This is a genomic window from Salinibacter pepae (assembly GCF_947077775.1).
Lineage (GTDB): Bacteria > Bacteroidota > Rhodothermia > Rhodothermales > Salinibacteraceae > Salinibacter > Salinibacter pepae.
The window spans coordinates 3,246,345-3,262,238 of record NZ_CAMTTE010000001.1 but is presented as its reverse complement, the minus strand read 5'-3'; the positions used below and the strand labels follow the sequence as shown (position 1 = coordinate 3,262,238).

The 15,894-nt window shown below is 66.0% G+C and carries 17 protein-coding genes and 3 tRNA genes; 9 read left to right on the top strand and 11 right to left on the bottom strand.

From position 1 onward, the window contains the following. Window positions 1-1,560 precede the first annotated feature (1,560 nt). Together OJA40_RS13755 and OJA40_RS13750 are read left to right on the top strand one after the other, a co-directional pair. Window positions 1,561-1,764, top strand: a complete 204-nt coding sequence (locus OJA40_RS13755; RefSeq protein WP_263792798.1) for a hypothetical protein — start codon at window positions 1,561-1,563, stop codon at window positions 1,762-1,764. Window positions 1,765-2,320: 556 nt separating this feature from the next. Next, the gene (locus OJA40_RS13750) at window positions 2,321-2,587 is read left to right on the top strand and encodes a hypothetical protein (RefSeq protein WP_208426510.1); all 267 of its coding nucleotides are present in this window, start codon (window positions 2,321-2,323) and stop codon (window positions 2,585-2,587) included. A 514-nt stretch (window positions 2,588-3,101) separates the two neighbouring features. Here OJA40_RS13750 and OJA40_RS13745 read toward each other — a convergent pair. Then, window positions 3,102-4,493 carry a cryptochrome/photolyase family protein gene (locus tag OJA40_RS13745; protein ID WP_208426509.1) on the bottom strand — a complete coding sequence of 464 codons (1,392 nt, stop codon included), beginning with the start codon at window positions 4,491-4,493 and terminating at the stop codon, window positions 3,102-3,104. Window positions 4,494-4,647: 154 nt separating this feature from the next. Next, window positions 4,648-4,720 (bottom strand) — tRNA-Ala (locus tag OJA40_RS13740). 230 nt (window positions 4,721-4,950) lie between these two features. On the opposite strand from OJA40_RS13740, the gene dapB reads away from it, so the two are divergent. Both dapB and dapA read left to right on the top strand, forming a co-directional pair. Further along, window positions 4,951-5,691 carry a 4-hydroxy-tetrahydrodipicolinate reductase gene (dapB, locus tag OJA40_RS13735; RefSeq protein WP_208426508.1) on the top strand — a complete coding sequence of 247 codons (741 nt, stop codon included), beginning with the start codon at window positions 4,951-4,953 and terminating at the stop codon, window positions 5,689-5,691. A gap of 56 nt (window positions 5,692-5,747) precedes the next feature. After that, window positions 5,748-6,656 carry a 4-hydroxy-tetrahydrodipicolinate synthase gene (dapA, locus tag OJA40_RS13730; protein ID WP_208426507.1) on the top strand — a complete coding sequence of 303 codons (909 nt, stop codon included), beginning with the start codon at window positions 5,748-5,750 and terminating at the stop codon, window positions 6,654-6,656. 42 nt (window positions 6,657-6,698) lie between these two features. Here dapA and mreD read toward each other — a convergent pair whose 3' ends face one another. Together mreD and dacB are read right to left on the bottom strand one after the other, a co-directional pair. Beyond that, window positions 6,699-7,166: a rod shape-determining protein MreD gene (gene mreD / locus OJA40_RS13725; RefSeq protein ID WP_263792802.1), complete on the bottom strand. Its 468-nt coding sequence runs from the start codon at window positions 7,164-7,166 to the stop codon at window positions 6,699-6,701. A gap of 48 nt (window positions 7,167-7,214) precedes the next feature. After that, entirely contained in the window at window positions 7,215-8,648 is a 1,434-nt protein-coding gene (gene dacB, locus OJA40_RS13720; protein ID WP_208427031.1) for a D-alanyl-D-alanine carboxypeptidase/D-alanyl-D-alanine endopeptidase, read from the bottom strand. Window positions 8,649-8,812: 164 nt separating this feature from the next. Here dacB and OJA40_RS13715 point away from each other — a divergent pair, with 164 nt between their 5' ends. Continuing rightward, the gene (locus OJA40_RS13715) at window positions 8,813-9,058 is read left to right on the top strand and encodes a DUF3098 domain-containing protein (RefSeq protein ID WP_263808587.1); all 246 of its coding nucleotides are present in this window, start codon (window positions 8,813-8,815) and stop codon (window positions 9,056-9,058) included. Here the strand turns inward: OJA40_RS13715 and OJA40_RS13710 are convergent, their stop codons facing one another. Together OJA40_RS13710 and ndk are read right to left on the bottom strand one after the other, a co-directional pair. Continuing rightward, entirely contained in the window at window positions 9,059-10,309 is a 1,251-nt protein-coding gene (locus tag OJA40_RS13710) for an exo-beta-N-acetylmuramidase NamZ family protein (RefSeq protein WP_208427033.1), read from the bottom strand. It abuts the gene before it with no gap. A 65-nt stretch (window positions 10,310-10,374) separates the two neighbouring features. Next, window positions 10,375-10,803: a nucleoside-diphosphate kinase gene (ndk, locus tag OJA40_RS13705; RefSeq protein WP_208427034.1), complete on the bottom strand. Its 429-nt coding sequence runs from the start codon at window positions 10,801-10,803 to the stop codon at window positions 10,375-10,377. A gap of 271 nt (window positions 10,804-11,074) precedes the next feature. On the opposite strand from ndk, the gene msrA reads away from it, so the two are divergent. Then, complete coding sequence (gene msrA / locus OJA40_RS13700) at window positions 11,075-11,635, top strand: peptide-methionine (S)-S-oxide reductase MsrA (protein WP_263792806.1); 561 nt, start codon at window positions 11,075-11,077, stop codon at window positions 11,633-11,635. Window positions 11,636-11,691: 56 nt separating this feature from the next. Here msrA and OJA40_RS13695 read toward each other — a convergent pair whose 3' ends face one another. Then, complete coding sequence (locus OJA40_RS13695) at window positions 11,692-12,369, bottom strand: ComF family protein (protein ID WP_263792807.1); 678 nt, start codon at window positions 12,367-12,369, stop codon at window positions 11,692-11,694. Between the two features lie 206 nt (window positions 12,370-12,575). Here OJA40_RS13695 and OJA40_RS13690 point away from each other — a divergent pair, with 206 nt between their 5' ends. From OJA40_RS13690 to OJA40_RS13680, 3 genes are all read left to right on the top strand, one after another. Then, window positions 12,576-12,812: a hypothetical protein gene (locus OJA40_RS13690; RefSeq protein ID WP_263792808.1), complete on the top strand. Its 237-nt coding sequence runs from the start codon at window positions 12,576-12,578 to the stop codon at window positions 12,810-12,812. Window positions 12,813-12,856: 44 nt separating this feature from the next. Continuing rightward, window positions 12,857-13,615 carry a tRNA-queuosine alpha-mannosyltransferase domain-containing protein gene (locus OJA40_RS13685; RefSeq protein ID WP_263810913.1) on the top strand — a complete coding sequence of 253 codons (759 nt, stop codon included), beginning with the start codon at window positions 12,857-12,859 and terminating at the stop codon, window positions 13,613-13,615. A 137-nt stretch (window positions 13,616-13,752) separates the two neighbouring features. After that, window positions 13,753-14,007, top strand: coding sequence for a hypothetical protein (locus OJA40_RS13680; RefSeq protein WP_263810912.1), 255 nt, complete (start codon window positions 13,753-13,755; stop codon window positions 14,005-14,007). Window positions 14,008-14,070: 63 nt separating this feature from the next. On the opposite strand, the gene OJA40_RS13675 is transcribed toward OJA40_RS13680, so the two are convergent. From OJA40_RS13675 to OJA40_RS13660, 4 genes are all read right to left on the bottom strand, one after another. Next, a tRNA-Glu gene (locus tag OJA40_RS13675) sits at window positions 14,071-14,148 on the bottom strand. A gap of 36 nt (window positions 14,149-14,184) precedes the next feature. Further along, window positions 14,185-14,261: transfer RNA gene (locus OJA40_RS13670), tRNA-His, on the bottom strand. A gap of 141 nt (window positions 14,262-14,402) precedes the next feature. Beyond that, window positions 14,403-14,873, bottom strand: coding sequence for a 6,7-dimethyl-8-ribityllumazine synthase (gene ribH, locus OJA40_RS13665; protein ID WP_208427039.1), 471 nt, complete (start codon window positions 14,871-14,873; stop codon window positions 14,403-14,405). 47 nt (window positions 14,874-14,920) lie between these two features. Next, window positions 14,921-15,754, bottom strand: coding sequence for a PHP domain-containing protein (locus OJA40_RS13660; RefSeq protein WP_208427040.1), 834 nt, complete (start codon window positions 15,752-15,754; stop codon window positions 14,921-14,923). Between the last annotated feature and the right edge of the window lie 140 nt (window positions 15,755-15,894).

The window sequence follows — 15,894 nt, the reverse complement described above, 5'->3', positions numbered from 1 at the left end:
ATCCGGTTCGATCGGCCGGGCGGATTGACTTTTTTTATTCTGTTTGTGTAGACTCAAACCGAGAAGCCCCCGCGCGGAGGGCCAGTGCGGGGCACTGGGGGCGTATGCGGCGCAGGCGCGTCGACGGGAGAACGTGGCCTGCGGCCTCCCTGCCCCACGACTGTCGGAGCGAATCGCTGCTGAGAGAGCCCACGTGCACGTGTTGATGGCATCCGTGAAGTCTGCCAGGGCTCCGTCGGTCGTTCTGTGCGTGGCCCTCATCGTCCTGCCGCTGCAGCAACAAGAGGAAGCGCCCCTCACGGCCCCGCACCAACCACCGCAGGACGGCACGGAGCCCGCTGAAGAGCCCCCCTTCGGAACGGCGGCGGCCTCCCCTCCAGAGATTAAGGTCGTCACGTTTAACCAGGGCAGGTTCGACCCGCGCATCCTTGAGCCGGTCCGCGTTTGGCCCCGGGGGCATACGGCCGTGATCATCGACGGGGAGGTGCATAGTTTCGAGACCGACTGGCAATGCGGCGAAACAGAGGCGGAATACAAGCGGGCAAATACGTGGCGGGGCGCGTGGGTACAGGTTCTCGATCTCTCCGCATCAGACGCGAAACAGATCCGGAAAGACTTTGCCCGGTCGTGCGGGACCGGGGCATTTTTGCTGACGGGAGTTTGTACGAGCAGCGCGGGCCGGCTTCTCCAGAATGCCCTCCCCGACCTAACGGTCACCTGGGCGCCGATGCGCCTCCGAGCGCAGTTGAACAGACGGGGCTACGTGGATCGCACGTATCGGTGGCACCGTGAGGTCTGGGCGGATCATTTTGTCCGGTGCCTGCGGGGGGAGAACGGGGCTCAGCCCCCTCTCAAAGGCCCCCATCTATCGAGGGGAATGGTCAGGAAGGCTCATGGCAAATGCCTAAAACAATTGGGGCTACGCACGGAGGACGTTTTCCTTCCAGTCGAACCCTCCGCAGGCCCGGCCAGGCCTTCTCCGCCGGAGCCCTCCCTCCACACTCGGAGCACGCCCAATCAATCCGGACACGCGGCCCGCACGAAGTTGAGCGCATCCCCCAGGCGCTCGCACGCCAACGGAGGGGGAACGTACAGTCGAAGCCTGGATGGCGCGCAGGAACTGCCCCGGAAACGCGAGTGGGAGACAAAACCGGGCCACCGGCCCCACTCTGCGAACACGGAGATGTCGGGCCCCGGCCGACGAGCGCTTTCAGTGCGGTCGGTGCACGTGCACAAACACGAACCTGCCGGGCAACGAGGACCGGGACCGATCTCGATCGTCACCGTACCCGTTCCCCCTGTGGACCCCCGTCCGTGGGCATTTTTTGACATTCGGGAGACGCCACGACCCGAGTTGTTGATTCCGTTACGGATGTCCCTTGACGATTCAGGGGGCAACTTTGTTAGATTGGTGTTGCTTCAGTAACTGGAAGTGCACTTCGTCTTAAAATTTTAATCTTTAAAAATTGTTCGACGCAGAAGGCGTCAAGTTTGCCCCGGCATCGAACAGGGCGCAGTGCCCCGCCAGCCCGATATCCCCACCGCCAGTTTTCCACGACCATGCCTGATGTTTCTTACCCTTCCACGTACGAGTGCTCCGGCTGTACCGATGGAGTAACCGTGACCCGGGAAGATGCCCGCGGGCTCTATCCCGATCCCGATTCGCCGAACGCCCCGGAGGTTGTTCTTCAGGAACGAGGCTGGTTCAAGGGCCCGAACGGCGAGCTTTACTGTCCGGACTGCGGAAAGTCGGCAGGCCGCTAAAGGTCCACACGGGGACGGATGGATTCTCAAACAGGGGACCCGCGGGTTGTACGCGGACGCAAATCACGTGCATCCAGCGCCTGCAGGGGGGCGTCAGGCCTCCACGCTGAGGGCGCGGTACGCCCCCAGCCCCTAGTGGCCATTGATCCGCGGGGGTACAGTCCACGGGAGCCCCCTCCGGCGCACGATCTGCAGGGAGCATTCGGGCGCACTTGGAGGCGTGCACAGCCCTCATGCAGACCACAACGCGGGTCGCCTCCACAGACAACACACTTTCCACAGACAACACACTTCTTGATGGCAGCGCACATCTTGATGGGATTTCAGGGGCGGGCGACACCCAAACGATCGTGGGGCTCGATGCGACCTCGTGCACGCACGGAGTCCTGGGAACCATCCTGGGGTTCTGCTCTCGCCCCCATTCACGCAGAACATGTCACTGTCCAGTGTGAGTAGGGATATGGCTTCTCCCTACACCGAACGGACTGGTTCCCGCAATCGTAAGTGCCTTCAGCATCTGTTTCTTGACGGGCTGCCGACAAACACATCATCCCCAATGCTCAACTACCTCTTCGACCTCCGCACCAAGCCCCCGCTTCAGAAGGGTGCCGTGCGCGCCGGGATCTTTTTCGTGCTTCTGCTTCCGATCACTGCGCTTTTCAACTACCTTGCGGGGACTCCTGCCGCGTGGTCGGTCGGCACGTTTGTTGAGATCAGTGTCGCATCGGTCCTCTATGCCCTGTTCGTCCACTACTTCTGGGACGAGAAGGACTCCTCGGACCGCCAGGATCAGCCGCCTCCCACGACCCGGTCGCCCCGATGACCTCGCGCGGCGCAGCCGGTCGTGGTGCCCCTTGATGTGGCCTTTCAGGGGTCTCCGTCCCGCCCCTCAAAGAGTCCCAGCACAGCGCTGGGAACGGGAACGGAGGCCCCGTGTGGCCTCGTGCCTCAGCGTCCGCCCCTCGATGGGGTGCGGACGGCGGGCAGCCCCCTCGTTGCCCCAAACAAAAAAAGCCTGCATCGACAGCTGGGCGGGGGAGGGCGCTGTCGAGCAGGCTTAAGTGGCGTTCCGCAGAACGCGTAGCCGGACCGATCAACCCAAAGGTTGACGGTCAGCTAGTTGTCGTGCGCAACGCACAACCACACGATACGATGGCCTGGGCGAGGGTGCAAGGGCCCCCAACAAAGACTTCGCGGAGAGAACAAGGAGATTCGACGGAGACGACAGAGCTCGGGGCAGAGCAGTGTGGAAAGACGATATGTCTTGGGAGTGATCGCTCTTCATTGGCCCTGTACGGCCCCCTCCCGCACAGGGGAGCTAGAATTGGAGCGCGGTCTCACCGGGCCTCTTCCAGGGCGCGACCGGCCTCTTGAAACGCGTCTTTTGCACGATGGTAGGCGTCGTTTCGGTCTACGATCGGAGCCGGGTAGTTGGGGGCCGCATCCGAGAAGTCCTCTTGCGTTCCGGAGGCGAGCCGGTCGGCATCCACGTCCCGCACCTCCGGCACCCAGCGCTTGATGTACTCGGCCTCCGGATCGTGCGTCTCGGCCTGGGAGTAGGGGTTGTAGATGCGGAGCCGGTAGTCGGTGCCCACCGAGGCGGCCCACTGCCAGTTGCCGGCGTTCACGGCGGGGTCGTAGTCGGTGAGCGTCCGCGCAAAATGCTGCGCGCCCCAGCGCCAGTCTACGAGCAGGTCTTTCGTGAGAAAGCTGGCGACGACCATTCGCACCCGGTTGTGCATGTAGCCGGTTTCGCGGAGCTCGCGCATGCCGGCATCGACGAAGGGCACGCCTGTGGCCCCTTCGTGCCACCGGTCGAACTCGCCCCGCTCGTTGCGCCAGGGCACGTGCCGACCGATCGGGCGCAGCGAGGTGGTCAACTGCTCGGGGCGATGGAAGAGGAGGTGGGTATAGAAGTCCCGCCAGTAGAACTGACTAATCAACTTGTGGTAGTCTTCGAACGCCTTCTTCACCACGTACAGGGACTCCCGGATCGAAATGGTGCCAAACTTATGGTGCGCCGAGAGGGCCGTCAGCGACTCTTTCGCCGGCTGGTGGCGGGCGTCCCGGTAGGCCCCCAGCGTCTCGATCTTCTCGAGGAACTTAATTCCCTCCGCCCGTCCGCCCTTCGCCCGAAGGTCGTCGGTGGGGTAGCGGTCGTACGCCTCCAACGGAGTCGTCTCGACCGAGAGTGCGCAGTCGCAGAACGGCCCCTCCGCCTTGCCCCTCGGACGGGGCGTGGACACGGACTGGGCACGCCGCCGAAACGGGGTGAAGGTGTGGTAGGCGCCTCCCCCACTGGGCTGGACCTCCTCGGGCTCGGTCAAGAGAAGCGCGTTTGACGACTGAAACCGGGCCCCCTCCTCCCGGCACACCGAGCGCAGCTGGTCGTCCCGGCGCCGGGCGAACGGCGTGTAGTCCCTATTGACGTGGACCGCCGAGATGTCCCCGCCGGAGACGAGCTCAGAAAGAATGGCGGCCGGGGCGCCCTCGAAGACGAAAAGCCGCCCCCCTCGCTCCCGCAAACGCCGCCGGAGTTCTTTCAGCGAGCGGACCAGAAAGGCGAACGCGTGCTCGCTGAAGAAGGCGTTGTTGTCGGGATCGCACTGTCGGGGGTCAAAGATGAACGCCGGGACGACCTCGTCCGATGCCCGGCACGCCCGGGCCAGCCCTGTATTGTCGGCCAGTCGGAGGTCCCGGCGGAAAAGGAAAAGACTGCGGTCTGGCACGGGACCGGGCCGGGCGTCTGAGGGCGTGCGACGACGAAGGCAGAACGCAGGGAGCAGTAGCCGGGCGCCCCCCACAACGATGCGAGTGGACAAAAAAATAGGTGCCCCAGAGCCGCGGGGCGGGGGGAGGGTCACGGCTCAGGGCACCCAAAAGTGGAGCCACGGGGATTCGAACCCCGGACCTCTTGCATGCCATGCAAGCGCTCTACCGACTGAGCTATGGCCCCGAAAGCAGGGGGTCTGTTGTGGCGATGTCGGGCATGGTAACGTGACTGCCATTTGCGATTGTGCTCTACTTTGAGCTTTTTCTCGCGTTCCGGAGCGGCGGAGTTTGGACGTTGTTTCATCGAATTTGCTCCGACCGACCACGGAGGCATTACGGGTGGGATGGGTAACAAGACGACTGAGCGGCACGTATGAATGTCCTCGTGCATTCGCTCACCATTCCTTTCTCTCTATGAAGCTTGCGCTCGTTGGCACCGGACAGATGGGAGGCGCCGTGGCGAGGGAGGCCGAAGCCGACTCCCACGAGGTTGTCGCCCGCTTTCATTCCGACCGGCCTTTCCTAGAGGCGTCCCGCTCGGCCGTGGAGGAGGCCGACATGGCCGTCGACTTTTCCCTCCCCGAGCTGGCCGTCCCGCATCTCCGGCGCTGTTGCGGATGGCAGGTGCCCGTGGTCATGGGCACAACCGGCTGGTACGACGCGCTCGATGACGTCCGGACGCTCGTCCAGGAGCACGACGCCAGTGTGCTGTACGCCCCGAACTTTTCGATTGGTGTCGCGGTCCTGTCCCGGGCCCTGGGCCACGTCACCACGCTCATGGATGCGCTCGACGACTACGACGCGTTCGTCCAGGAGCTGCACCACACGAAGAAGGCGGACAGCCCCAGCGGAACGGCCCAGCTGCTCGCCGAGCAGGTCGTGGACGGGCTCAGCCGCAAAGACCACGTCGAGCCGGAGACGCAACACCAACGGATCGATCCCTCGGCCGTGCACGTCAGTTCCACCCGTGCCGGCACGGCGTTCGGCGAGCACACGGTTGCGTTCGATAGTCCCTTCGACCGCGTCGCGCTCCGCCACCGCGCCAAGAACCGACGCGGGTTTGCCGCGGGCGTTCTGCGGGCCGCCGAGTGGCTCCGCGGGCGTCGCGGCCTCTTCACGCTGGACGACGTGCTGGACGACTGGCTTAACGCCTGACCTCACTTTGTCGACCGCACCCTCTCCTCCCACCGATCCCCCCAATTTCTTCCCCCATGGCACACGACATGCTCTTCCGCGGCGTCGCCCCCGCCCTGGTCACCCCCTTCACGTCCGACGACGACATCGACGAGGCCGCGTTTCGACGCCTGATCGACGCCCAGATCGAGGGTGGGGTCTCTGCCCTCGTCGTGCTGGGCACCACCGGCGAGAATCCGACGATTACCGAGGCCGAACGCCGCCGCATCGTCGACGCCGCCCTGGACGCGGCGGACGGGCGGGTGCCCGTTGTCGTCGGCACCGGGACGAACAACACCGACGAGAGCGTCGCCTTCTCCAAGGCAGCGGTGGACGCCGGGGCCGATGGGCTGCTCGTGGTGGGCCCCTACTACAACAAGCCCTCCCAGGCCGGCTTCGCGGCCCACGTCGAGACCATCGCGGCGGCCGCCGAGGCGCCGATTATTCTCTACAACGTGCCCGGCCGCACGAGCTTCAACATCGCCCCCGAAACCGCGCTGCACCTGGCCGAGGAGGTCCCCCATGTGGCCGGCATCAAGGAGGCCTCCGGCGACATCGAACAGATCGACGACCTGTTGGCCCACCGGCCGGACGGCTTCGGGGTCTACTCGGGCGACGACGAGATGACGCTCCCCCTGCTCGCCATGGGCGGGGACGGGGCGGTTTCCGTCATCAGCAACGCCCTGCCGGCGCCCTTCTGCGAACTCGTGGCGGCCGGGCTCGACGACGACCTGGCGACGGCCCGCGACCGGCACGCCGCGTTGCTTCCGGCCATGCGGGCCTGTTTCCTGGAGACAAACCCGGTGCCCATCAAGGACGTCTGCGCTGCACTCGGCTGGATGGAGCCACACGTGCGCCTGCCCCTCACGCCGATGGACGAGCGCTCCCCCGTCCGCCAGCGCGTGCTGTCGGCGTTCGACGACCTGATCGACGTCACGGTCGCCTGATGGGGCCCGGTCGCGCCCTGCCGCCGCACGCCCGAGAGGTCCCTACCGGGCAAACAGCGCCACAATGCCGCCGACGGCGGCCGTGTAGCCGGCCGAGCCCAGCCACAGGCCGTACAGCAAAACGCCCGTCGTGGCCTGCGTCTGCAGCGCGACGAGCGCAACGAACAGTCCGTTGTGCAACAGGGCCACCACGAGACTTCCGAGGAGGGCCTGCTGCGGCCGGATAATGAGGGGCGTGTGCTCCTCCACCGCAAACCGGCCCACCAGAAACCCAATCAGGGCCTTCACGAACATGTGGATTCCCCACGTGCCGTAGGCCACGTCCAGGGCCAGGCCCAGCCCCGCCCCCGCCAGCGTGCCGCGCCGGCGCCCCTCCCGCAGCGCGTACCACCCGAGGAAGAGAAGCACGGCGTCGGGGTAGGCCCCGTAGATCCGCAGGCGGCCCACGATGAGCCACTGCAACCCAAACACCCCAACCGCAGCAAGAAGTCGACGGGCAGAACGTGACATACAAGAAGGGGGACGACAGACGCGACGTGCGGGGACCCCGCCGGTCCGTTAAGATGGAGGGGCGGTTAGCAACCGGACGATGTCGTCCATGGTGTGGGTGATCTGGTAGGACGGCCCGGTGTAGTTGTTGGCGAACAGGGCAAAGGCCACACGCCCCCCGTCCGGACGCTCGACGTACCCGCTCAGCCCCCGCACGAAGGCGAGCGATCCGGTCTTGGCCCGCACGTCCGTTCGTCCCAGGCGTGTGCTGAGGGTCGTGCCACGCTCGCCCCCGCGCGGAATCGACGCCCGAAAGACATCGCCGGCCGCGTGGTCGTTCATGTGGGCGAGAACCGCCTGGAGGGCCCGGGGCGTGACGAGGTTTTTGCGGGACAGCCCCGACCCGTCGTTGAGGGAGAGCGGCCGCGTGTTGATGCCGGCCCGCCGCAGAAACGACTCCGTGCGCTGAATGCCCCCCCGTGTGGAGCCCCCCCATCCGTACGTCCGAAGGACCTGCTCCGCGTAGAAGTTGTTGCTGCGCTTGTTGATCTCGGTGACGATCTCGGACAACAGCGGCGAGACGTACACGAACAGGGGCTTGCCCCCCCCGGACGAGGCATCGACCGCCTCCGCATTGACGAGCTCCAGATCCGTCTCGATGCCGGCCTCCCGAAGACGCTCCCGGAAGATGCGGAGCGCAAAGGCCGTCGGGTCGCTGACCGGCACGTTGCGCACCCCACCGTAGGACCGCGCCACCGATCCGGTCAGCACGATCCTGTTCGTCGAAAAGGTGCGGTTGATGAGCAGCGTGCTCCCCCGCCACCGCTCGCTCGTGACGGCCTCGTTTTTCACCGAGAGCACCCCCTCGGGTTGAATGCGCACCTCGGGCGGCGTTCCCGGCGTCGTCGCCCGAACCGTGACGGGCACCGTGTTGTCCCGGTAGCTGAGCCCCCCGGCGCGGACGCCCATCTGCTGGCCCTTCTGCCGGGTCAGGTAGCTCACGCTCCAGCCGTCCGGATAGAACCCATTCAGGAACGCCTGATCGTCCCCAATGAGGCGCCCCTCAATCCGACGGACCCCCATCTCGGCCAATCGCTCCGCCCAGTTGCGGAGGGGGTCCGTGCGCTCCAGGGCGGTGCTTCCGAACGTCGGGTCCCCGGATCCGACGAGCCGCAAATCGCCCCGCATCACCGAGTCCCGCGTCGTTCCGTCAAAAGAAAGCGTCGTCTCGTACCGGTGCTCCGGCCCGAGCAGATCGAGCGCCGCGGCCGTGGTGAACAGCTTCTGGTTGGACGCCGGCAGAAAGCCGCGCTCCCCGTTCCGCTCGTACAGGAGGCTGTCGCCCTCGAGGTCGTAAATGCTGACGCCCCAAAACGCGTGGGCGGCGCGGCGCTCCTGAAGCAGCGAATCGATGCGGGCCGGGAGGGGCTGCGCCACGGCTTCTGTCGGCAGGGCCACCACGGCGAGCAGGATTCCCGCGACGAGAACGCACCGGCGGTACATGGAAGAGAGGCACTTAAGGCTGTGAGAATGGACGACGGCTGGAACCTTCCTCAGTGATCCATGGTTTCTTGTACCTGGCGAAAAGCACTCCTCCCCATCCCCTGGACACTCCCGCTTTCGTCACCGCCTCGGCGTGTCGCCTTGCATCTAGGCCCTTTCGCTTCATGCCCCAGTCCTCTCGGCGCCGGAATCAATCCGGGACGCTTGTCTTCGCGAACTGGAACTACGTCCTTCTTCTGATCGGCGTAGCGCTCATCGTGGTGGGCTTTACGGCCATGTACCTTGAGGGGCAGTACCTGGGCTTCATTTCCCTCTACGTCTCCCCGGTCCTCATCATTGGCGGATACGCCGAGATCATCTACGCGCTTCTGTGGGCTCCCGATGAGCAGTCCGCGTCGGAGGAGCAGTAGCTAGCGGGGTTCCGTCTCGGCCTCGTAGAGCAAAGCGGAGGCCCGGCGGTCACGGAAATCCTTCACGCCCTTCGTCCAGGATGCGATGATGGCCTCCGGGGACGCGCCGGCCCGGAGCTGCGCCACAAGCCGATCGGTGCCCGCCAGTCGCGTGAGGTGCCCGGGTCGACTCACAAACGCCGTATCCCCTCGCACCTGCGCGCGCTCATGCATGGCGTGCAGGGCGTGAAGGCCAACCCTGACCGGCTCCACGGCACGGCGGTCTGTCACCCGCACCTCGAAACCGTACAGCTGTTCCCCTTCGAACCGAGGCGCCGGGGCCCCCGGCATGGAGCGAGGCGTGAAGGCCGCCGTGTCCACGGCCACGCCAGCCAGATCTCGGGCACGGAGCGTGTCGACCACCCGCTGGGCCGCCGCCGGCGGCCACGGCGCGCCGACCTGACGGAACGGCCGCTCCGTTCCCCGCCCCTCGCTCACCCGGACGCCCTCAAAGAAGCACATTCCCGGGTACAACAGCGCGGTCTCCCAGGTCGGCAGGTTGGGGCTCGGCGGCCTCCAGCCGCGCCCTGTGTCCGGCCACTGCGTACCGCGCGACCAGTTTTTCAATTCCACCACGGACAGATCCAGTGCCCCGACGCCCGCGAGCAGCTGCTCGGACTGAATGTAGCGGGCCAGCTCCCCGATCGTCAGGCCGTGGGTGATTGGGATCGGGTAGCGTCCCACGAACGAGGCGTGGGGGGGCTCCAGGACAAAGCCGTCGGCGTACGTCCCCCCCAGTGGATTTGGGCGGTCGAGCACCACGAACGGCAGGTCGGCCTCGGCGGCGGCCTGCATCGACAGGCCCATCGTGGTGATGTACGTGTAGAACCGGGCGCCGACATCCTGCACGTCAAACACCAGGACGTCGAGCCCCTCGAGCATCTCCGGCGTCGGCCGCCGCGTGTCCCCGTAGAGGCTGTAGACCGGCGCCCCCGTGCGGGGATCGCGGGCGTTCCCCACCTTCTCCCCCGCGCCGGCCGTCCCCCGAAAGCCGTGCTCCGGCGAAAAGAGGGCCCCGAGCTCCACCGTGGGGGCCGCGGCGAGGCGGTCGGCCAGGTGCGAGGTGTCCACCCGCGTCGTGTGATTGGCAATCAATCCGACCCGCTGGCCGGACAGGGACGCAAAGTCATTCTCGGCGAGCACCTCGGCCCCCACCCGCACCGGTGCGGACTCTTCTTCGTCCGGCGCACACCCCCCTAGCCCCGCGGCCATGACTCCCAGCAGCAACAGCCCGCAGTAGGTCCTGCACCACAATCCAGAAAGGCCTGGAAGAACACTCACGTGTTGGCGACGATTTCGTGCTCGGGAAAGAAGTAACCGGCTTCCTTGTGCCCGTTCGACGGGGAGTCGGAGCCGTGAACGATGTTTTCCTGGATGGACCCGGCAAACTCACTCCGGATGGTTCCCTCCGCCGCCTCGTCGGGGTCGGTCGCCCCAATCAGCTCACGGAAGTCCGCGATGGCGTTCTCTTTTTCCAGGACGACGGGCACGCACGGCCCGCTCGACATGAAGTCGGTCAGGTCGTCGAAGAACGGCTTGTCCTCGTGGACCGCATAAAAGCCCTCAGCCTCGGCCTTCGACATCGCAATCATTTTCATCGCGCGGAGTTGAAACCCGGCGTCCTGAATGCGGCGAAGGACCTCACCGACCTTTTCTTTTCGGACACAGTCGGGCTTGAGAATGGCGAGGGTGCGTTCGGTAGCCATGGCTGCAGAAGAGGAGAAGAATGAGAGATGATGAAAGGGCCCCGACTGTGAGCTCGCGGCGTTGACACAAGTTGCGGCCCACACGTCAGCACTTCAAAGGTACAGGATGCACGTCTCTTTGCAGTCTCCCTGGTGTTAGTCATCCGTGAATCCCGAAAGCCCGCTCGTAACGAGTCTGCCATCCACATTGCTTTGTTCGTCTCCGGGGCAACAGGGCGTCCCCGCGTGCATTGGAAACTTGCTGTTTTTCTCACAAGTCCCTACTCGACCCGTGTCGACCCTCAACCACGCAACCCTCGGTGGCGGCTGCTTCTGGTGCCTGGAAGCGGTGTACGAAGAAGTGGACGGCGTCACGGAGATTGTCTCCGGCTACGCCGGCGGCCATGTCCAAGCTCCTTCGTACCGGCAGGTGTGCAGCGGCACCACCGGCCACGCCGAGGTGGTACAGCTGACCTACGATCCGTCCGTGATCGCGTACCGCGACCTGCTGGAGATTTTCTTCACGATCCACAACCCGACCACCAAGGACCAGGAGGGCGCCGACGTGGGCCCGCAGTACCGATCCATCATTCTCCACCACGACGATGAGCAGCGGGAGATTGCCGAGGGCCTCATCGAGCGTCTGGAGGCCAACGGGGTCTTCGGGGACCCGATCGTGACCGAGGTGGAGCCCCTGGACACCTTCTACGAGGCCGCGGACAAGCACCAGGACTACTACGAGCGCAACCCGTCCCAGCCCTACTGCCAGTCCGTCATCTCTCCGAAGGTCGCCAAACTCCGGAAGAAGCATGCCGACAAGTTGCAGGGGAAGAGCACCCGTCCGACCTCCTGAGGACGCAGGGATGAACTCGTGTCTCTTCGCCGATGCCCCCGGGCCTGGCCGCTGCATTACTGTCGGGCGAGGCCGAGGGTCATGAGATCGAGGGAATCGGCGCCGGCCCCCGCCAGCGTCTGCCCGGCGGCCACGGCCGTAGCCCCTGTGGTGAGCACATCGTCCACCAGGAGCCAGTGCCCGTCGGCCGCCGCCGGATCGGCCGAGAAGGAGTCGCGCACATTGCGCCAGCGCTCCTCCCGGGACAGCCCGGTCTGTGAACGCGTGGGGTGCGGCCGCGCCAAGAGGTCGGGGCGACCGGGACAGCTCAACGCCTCCGCCACGCCCTCCGCGAGCGCAGCGCTCTGGTTGTACCCCCGCTCCAACCGGCGCGTCCGGTGGAGCGGCACCGGCACTACGCCGTCGGGGGCCGGATGCCGCTCCGCGAAGGCTTCGCCCATGAGCCGCCCCAGCGGCACGCCGTACCGCGGGCGGTTCTGGTACTTGAGCGCATGCTGGACGGCCTGCAGGGTCCCTCCCTTGTCGAAGACCCACAGGGCCAGTGCCTCGTCGAAGATGCTCGTCCCGACCGGGAGCCGATCGAGCCGGGCGGTCACTTCCACCTCGGGCGCCCGCTCCAGCGACCGCACACACGTCGGGCACAGCGGGAGCTGTGGCGACTCGGCCCGCCCGCCGCACCCGAGACACCGCGGCGGGTAGGCGACGTGGAGCAGGCCCCGTGCACAATCGCGCACGAACCGGACGATGCTCGATGAAACGGACGGTCGATCGGACACTCTTTGGTTCCCCCCTCTCCGACCAGCGCTCCGGCCGACAGGACTGATTTTCAATAAAATGCCGTCGTCGGGATGCAACCTTACTCGGCAGTGTATAGGTTGCACGGTGTGGAGTCAACATGAAGAGGCACGGGCCTCCATCCCTCACGAACGCATCGGGGCCAATGTCCGACCGGATTCGACGCGGCATGCTGATTAAGAACAACGGGTCCGGGGCCGTGGAGGTGTCTCTGTCGTCCCGCCAGCTTCGCCTCGCCCCCGACGAAGAGGCGTTTATCACCCCGGAGGAGGGGCGGAGCTCCCCCCTTCGGCGGGCGCTTCAGGAGCGGTCGATCGCAATCGTTCGTCCCGCGACCCCTGCCGAGGACGAGGCCCTGAGTGAGCGCCTTGACGCCCAGTAGTCGCTCCCCGCCGTTCGTCTTTTGTATCACCGCCCGCCTCCCCGATGAACGTTCTTGCCCTGGAGCCCTGGCACAGCGGGTCTCGGCGCCGCTTTCTGAATGGGCTTGCCGAGCACAGCACCCATGACGTTCGCTCGGTCACCATGCCGGGGCGGTTCTGGCAGTGGCGGATGGAGGGCGGTGGGGTGACCCTGGCCCAGAAAGCACGATCGGTCGTGGACGACGGCTTCCGGCCCGACCTGCTCTTCGCCACGGACATGGTCAATCTGCCGGCCGTCTTGTCTCTGGCCCGCCCCCATCTCGACGACGTGCCGGCCGTCGTGTACTTCCACGAAAATCAACTCACCTATCCGGTGCCGCCCGACGAGGAGCAGGAGCGGGCCTACGCCATCACGAATTACCTCTCGGCCCTGGCCGCCGACCGGGTCGTCTTCAACACCCAGTCACACCTTGCCGAGTTCACCGAGGCGCTTCCCCAGCTCCTCCGCGACTTCCCCGACTTCACCAACATGCACACCGTGCGCGACATCCGCGACAAGAGCACGGTGCTGCATCCGGGCATCGACCTTGCGGCCCACGACGAGTATCGAAGCGCGGACACGGGCCGGACGCCGCGCGGCACCGCCCCGCCCGTCGTGCTCTGGAACCAGCGGTGGGAGTACGACAAGAACCCGTCGGGCTTTTTTCGGATGATGAACCGGCTCGACGACGCCGAGGTGCCGTTTCGTCTCATCCTGGCGGGAAAACACTTCCACGAGCAACCGAAGGCGTTTGAGCGGGCCTTCGAACGCTACGCTGGCTGAATCCTCCACTACGGCTATGCGGAGGACTTCGACCAGTACAGCCGGCTGTTGCACCGGGCGGACGTGGTCGTGTCCACGGCCCGGCACGAGTTCTTCGGGGGGCCATCCAGGAAGCCATCTACTGCGGCTGCCACCCGGTGCTGCCCAATCGCCTCAGCTATCCGGAGCTGATCCCCGAGACGCACCACCGCCCCCTCCTCCATGCCCCGGTCCTCTACGACGACGCGGACCATCTTTTCGGAGTGCTTCGCTCCATTCTGCAACGGGAGGAGCGGCCCCTGCCGCCCGACACCCTGCGCCAGATGCCCGCCCCCCTCGACTGGGGCGCCCACGCGGCGGACTACGACGATTTGTTCGAAGCCGTTGTGGAGCAGTCCCTCACCCCGGCGTAGGCCGCTGTGTCCAAACAGAAAAAGCCCCGGAAGAAGACTTCCGGGGCCCTGAGACAAACAAAATGGTACCGCGTACGGGATTTGAACCCGTGTTACCGGCGTGAAAAGCCGGCGTCCTAGACCAGGCTAGACGAACGCGGCATCAGCAGTGACGACCCCAGGTTTCAGAATCGAAGGTGGGGTGAGTGGTGGGATTTGAACCCACGGCCTCTAGGACCACAACCTAGCGCTCTAACCGACTGAGCTACACCCACCATTTTAAGCGGCGGGACTCGCCGTTTTTGTGTCCCTTGGGACGCATATTTGCGCCGATACGTTTCGTCCGAGGCCGGGCAGGCCCCCGGTCCCGCCGTGAACTTTCCGTGACCCCTTCCGACTCGCTGGGACGCGCTCCGTTAGCCTTCAAGCTTGGGCATGAGCGTCGCCATTTCAATGGCGGCCTCGGCGGCCTCACGCCCCTTGTTGCCGGCCTTCGATCCCGCCCGGGCGATCGCCTGGTCGACAGTGTCGGTCGTCAGAATTCCAAACAGCACCGGCACCTCCGTATCGAGCGACGTCTGCATCGTCCCGCTCGTGGCCCCCGAGCAGACATAGTCGAAGTGGGGCGTCTCGCCCCGAACGACGGCGCCGAGGCAGATCACCGCGTCGTACTCGCCGGTGCGGGCGCACTTCTGGGCCGCGACGGGAATCTCCCACGAGCCCGGCACGTGGGCCACCGTGATGTCGTCCAGATCGGCCCCGTGGCGCTCCAGTGTGTCCAGGGCGCCGTCGAGCAGGTCTTCGGTGACGTGCTCGTTGAAGCGCCCTACGACGAGGGCAAACCGGTGGCCGTCAACGACGAGATCGCCTTCGAGGTGCGTGGGCATTGAGCAGGCGGGTGAAAGACAAAGGGGGATGGATTCGAGCGACGCTGTTACAGGGCGGCGTCCCGGAATCGTTCCCACTGGCCCCGGGTGAGGCCCACATCGCCAGGGGCATCCCCCTCGGCCTCCGGCCCACCGTGGTAGTCGGAGCCCCCGGTTATCAGTAGGTCGTGGGCCTGGCAGATCTTCCGGTAATAGTCGACGAGGTACGCGGGGTGGCTCGCGGCATGGCATTCGATGCCGTCCAGTCCCTGTTCACGAAGGGTCCGGCGCACAGGGCTCGGCGTCCACTGGCCGGGATGCGCCAGCACCGCGACGCCCCCCGCGGCGTGCACCGCATCGATGGCCTCCCCCGCCGGCCGTGTCGGCGCGGGCACGTACGCCGGTCGGTCCGTGGCGAGGTACTGCTCAAACGCCTCGCGGTAGTTCTCAACATGCCCCTCCGCCGCCAGGGCCCGGGCCAGATGGGGACGGCCCGGCGCCGCGCTCGTCCCGACGTGCTGTTCGACCGTATCGCTGGAGACATCGACGCCGTGGTCCGCAAGCCGCCGAACCATCTGCCGGAGACGTTCTCGGCGGCGCGAGGTGAAGGCCGTCAGGTAATCGGTGAGGGCCGAATGCCCTGGATCAAACCCATAGCCCAGCAGGTGCACCCCCCGACCGTCCACCGCCGCGCTGAGCTCGACGCCGGACACGAGCCGCAGGCCGTGGGCCGCTGCCGCCTCACGGGCCGCCGGAAGGCCCGCTACAGTATCGTGGTCCGTCACGGCGAACGCCTGAAGGCCCTGCTCGGCCGCCCGCGCCACGAGTGCCTCCGGCGCGAGGTGCCCATCGGAGCACTGGGTGTGGGCGTGGAGGTCGGCATAGACTGGTACGTCGGGCATCGGGGTTGGGCGGGGCGGCTGCAAGCGCTGAAAGGGGCCGTTCGGGGGGCTGCTCCGGAAAAAGCGGACAACTCTTCGGCGCCTATCGAACCGAACCTGTCCGGACGGGTTCGTAAGACCGATGGCATCTCGTCCTGCTT

Excerpts from the sequence above, each read along its gene's own strand:
- OJA40_RS13755 (WP_263792798.1), top strand. The coding sequence starts at position 1,561 with ATGCCTGATGTTTCTTACCCTTCCACGTACGAGTGCTCCGGCTGTACC.
- OJA40_RS13750 (WP_208426510.1), top strand. The coding sequence starts at position 2,321 with ATGCTCAACTACCTCTTCGACCTCCGCACCAAGCCCCCGCTTCAGAAG.
- dapB (WP_208426508.1), top strand. The coding sequence starts at position 4,951 with ATGAAGCTTGCGCTCGTTGGCACCGGACAGATGGGAGGCGCCGTGGCG.
- dapA (WP_208426507.1), top strand. The coding sequence starts at position 5,748 with ATGGCACACGACATGCTCTTCCGCGGCGTCGCCCCCGCCCTGGTCACC.
- mreD (WP_263792802.1), bottom strand. The coding sequence starts at position 7,166 with ATGTCACGTTCTGCCCGTCGACTTCTTGCTGCGGTTGGGGTGTTTGGG.
- dacB (WP_208427031.1), bottom strand. The coding sequence starts at position 8,648 with ATGTACCGCCGGTGCGTTCTCGTCGCGGGAATCCTGCTCGCCGTGGTG.
- OJA40_RS13715 (WP_263808587.1), top strand. The coding sequence starts at position 8,813 with ATGCCCCAGTCCTCTCGGCGCCGGAATCAATCCGGGACGCTTGTCTTC.
- OJA40_RS13710 (WP_208427033.1), bottom strand. The coding sequence starts at position 10,309 with ATGGCCGCGGGGCTAGGGGGGTGTGCGCCGGACGAAGAAGAGTCCGCA.
- ndk (WP_208427034.1), bottom strand. The coding sequence starts at position 10,803 with ATGGCTACCGAACGCACCCTCGCCATTCTCAAGCCCGACTGTGTCCGA.
- OJA40_RS13690 (WP_263792808.1), top strand. The coding sequence starts at position 12,576 with ATGTCCGACCGGATTCGACGCGGCATGCTGATTAAGAACAACGGGTCC.
- OJA40_RS13685 (WP_263810913.1), top strand. The coding sequence starts at position 12,857 with ATGAACGTTCTTGCCCTGGAGCCCTGGCACAGCGGGTCTCGGCGCCGC.
- ribH (WP_208427039.1), bottom strand. The coding sequence starts at position 14,873 with ATGCCCACGCACCTCGAAGGCGATCTCGTCGTTGACGGCCACCGGTTT.
- OJA40_RS13660 (WP_208427040.1), bottom strand. The coding sequence starts at position 15,754 with ATGCCCGACGTACCAGTCTATGCCGACCTCCACGCCCACACCCAGTGC.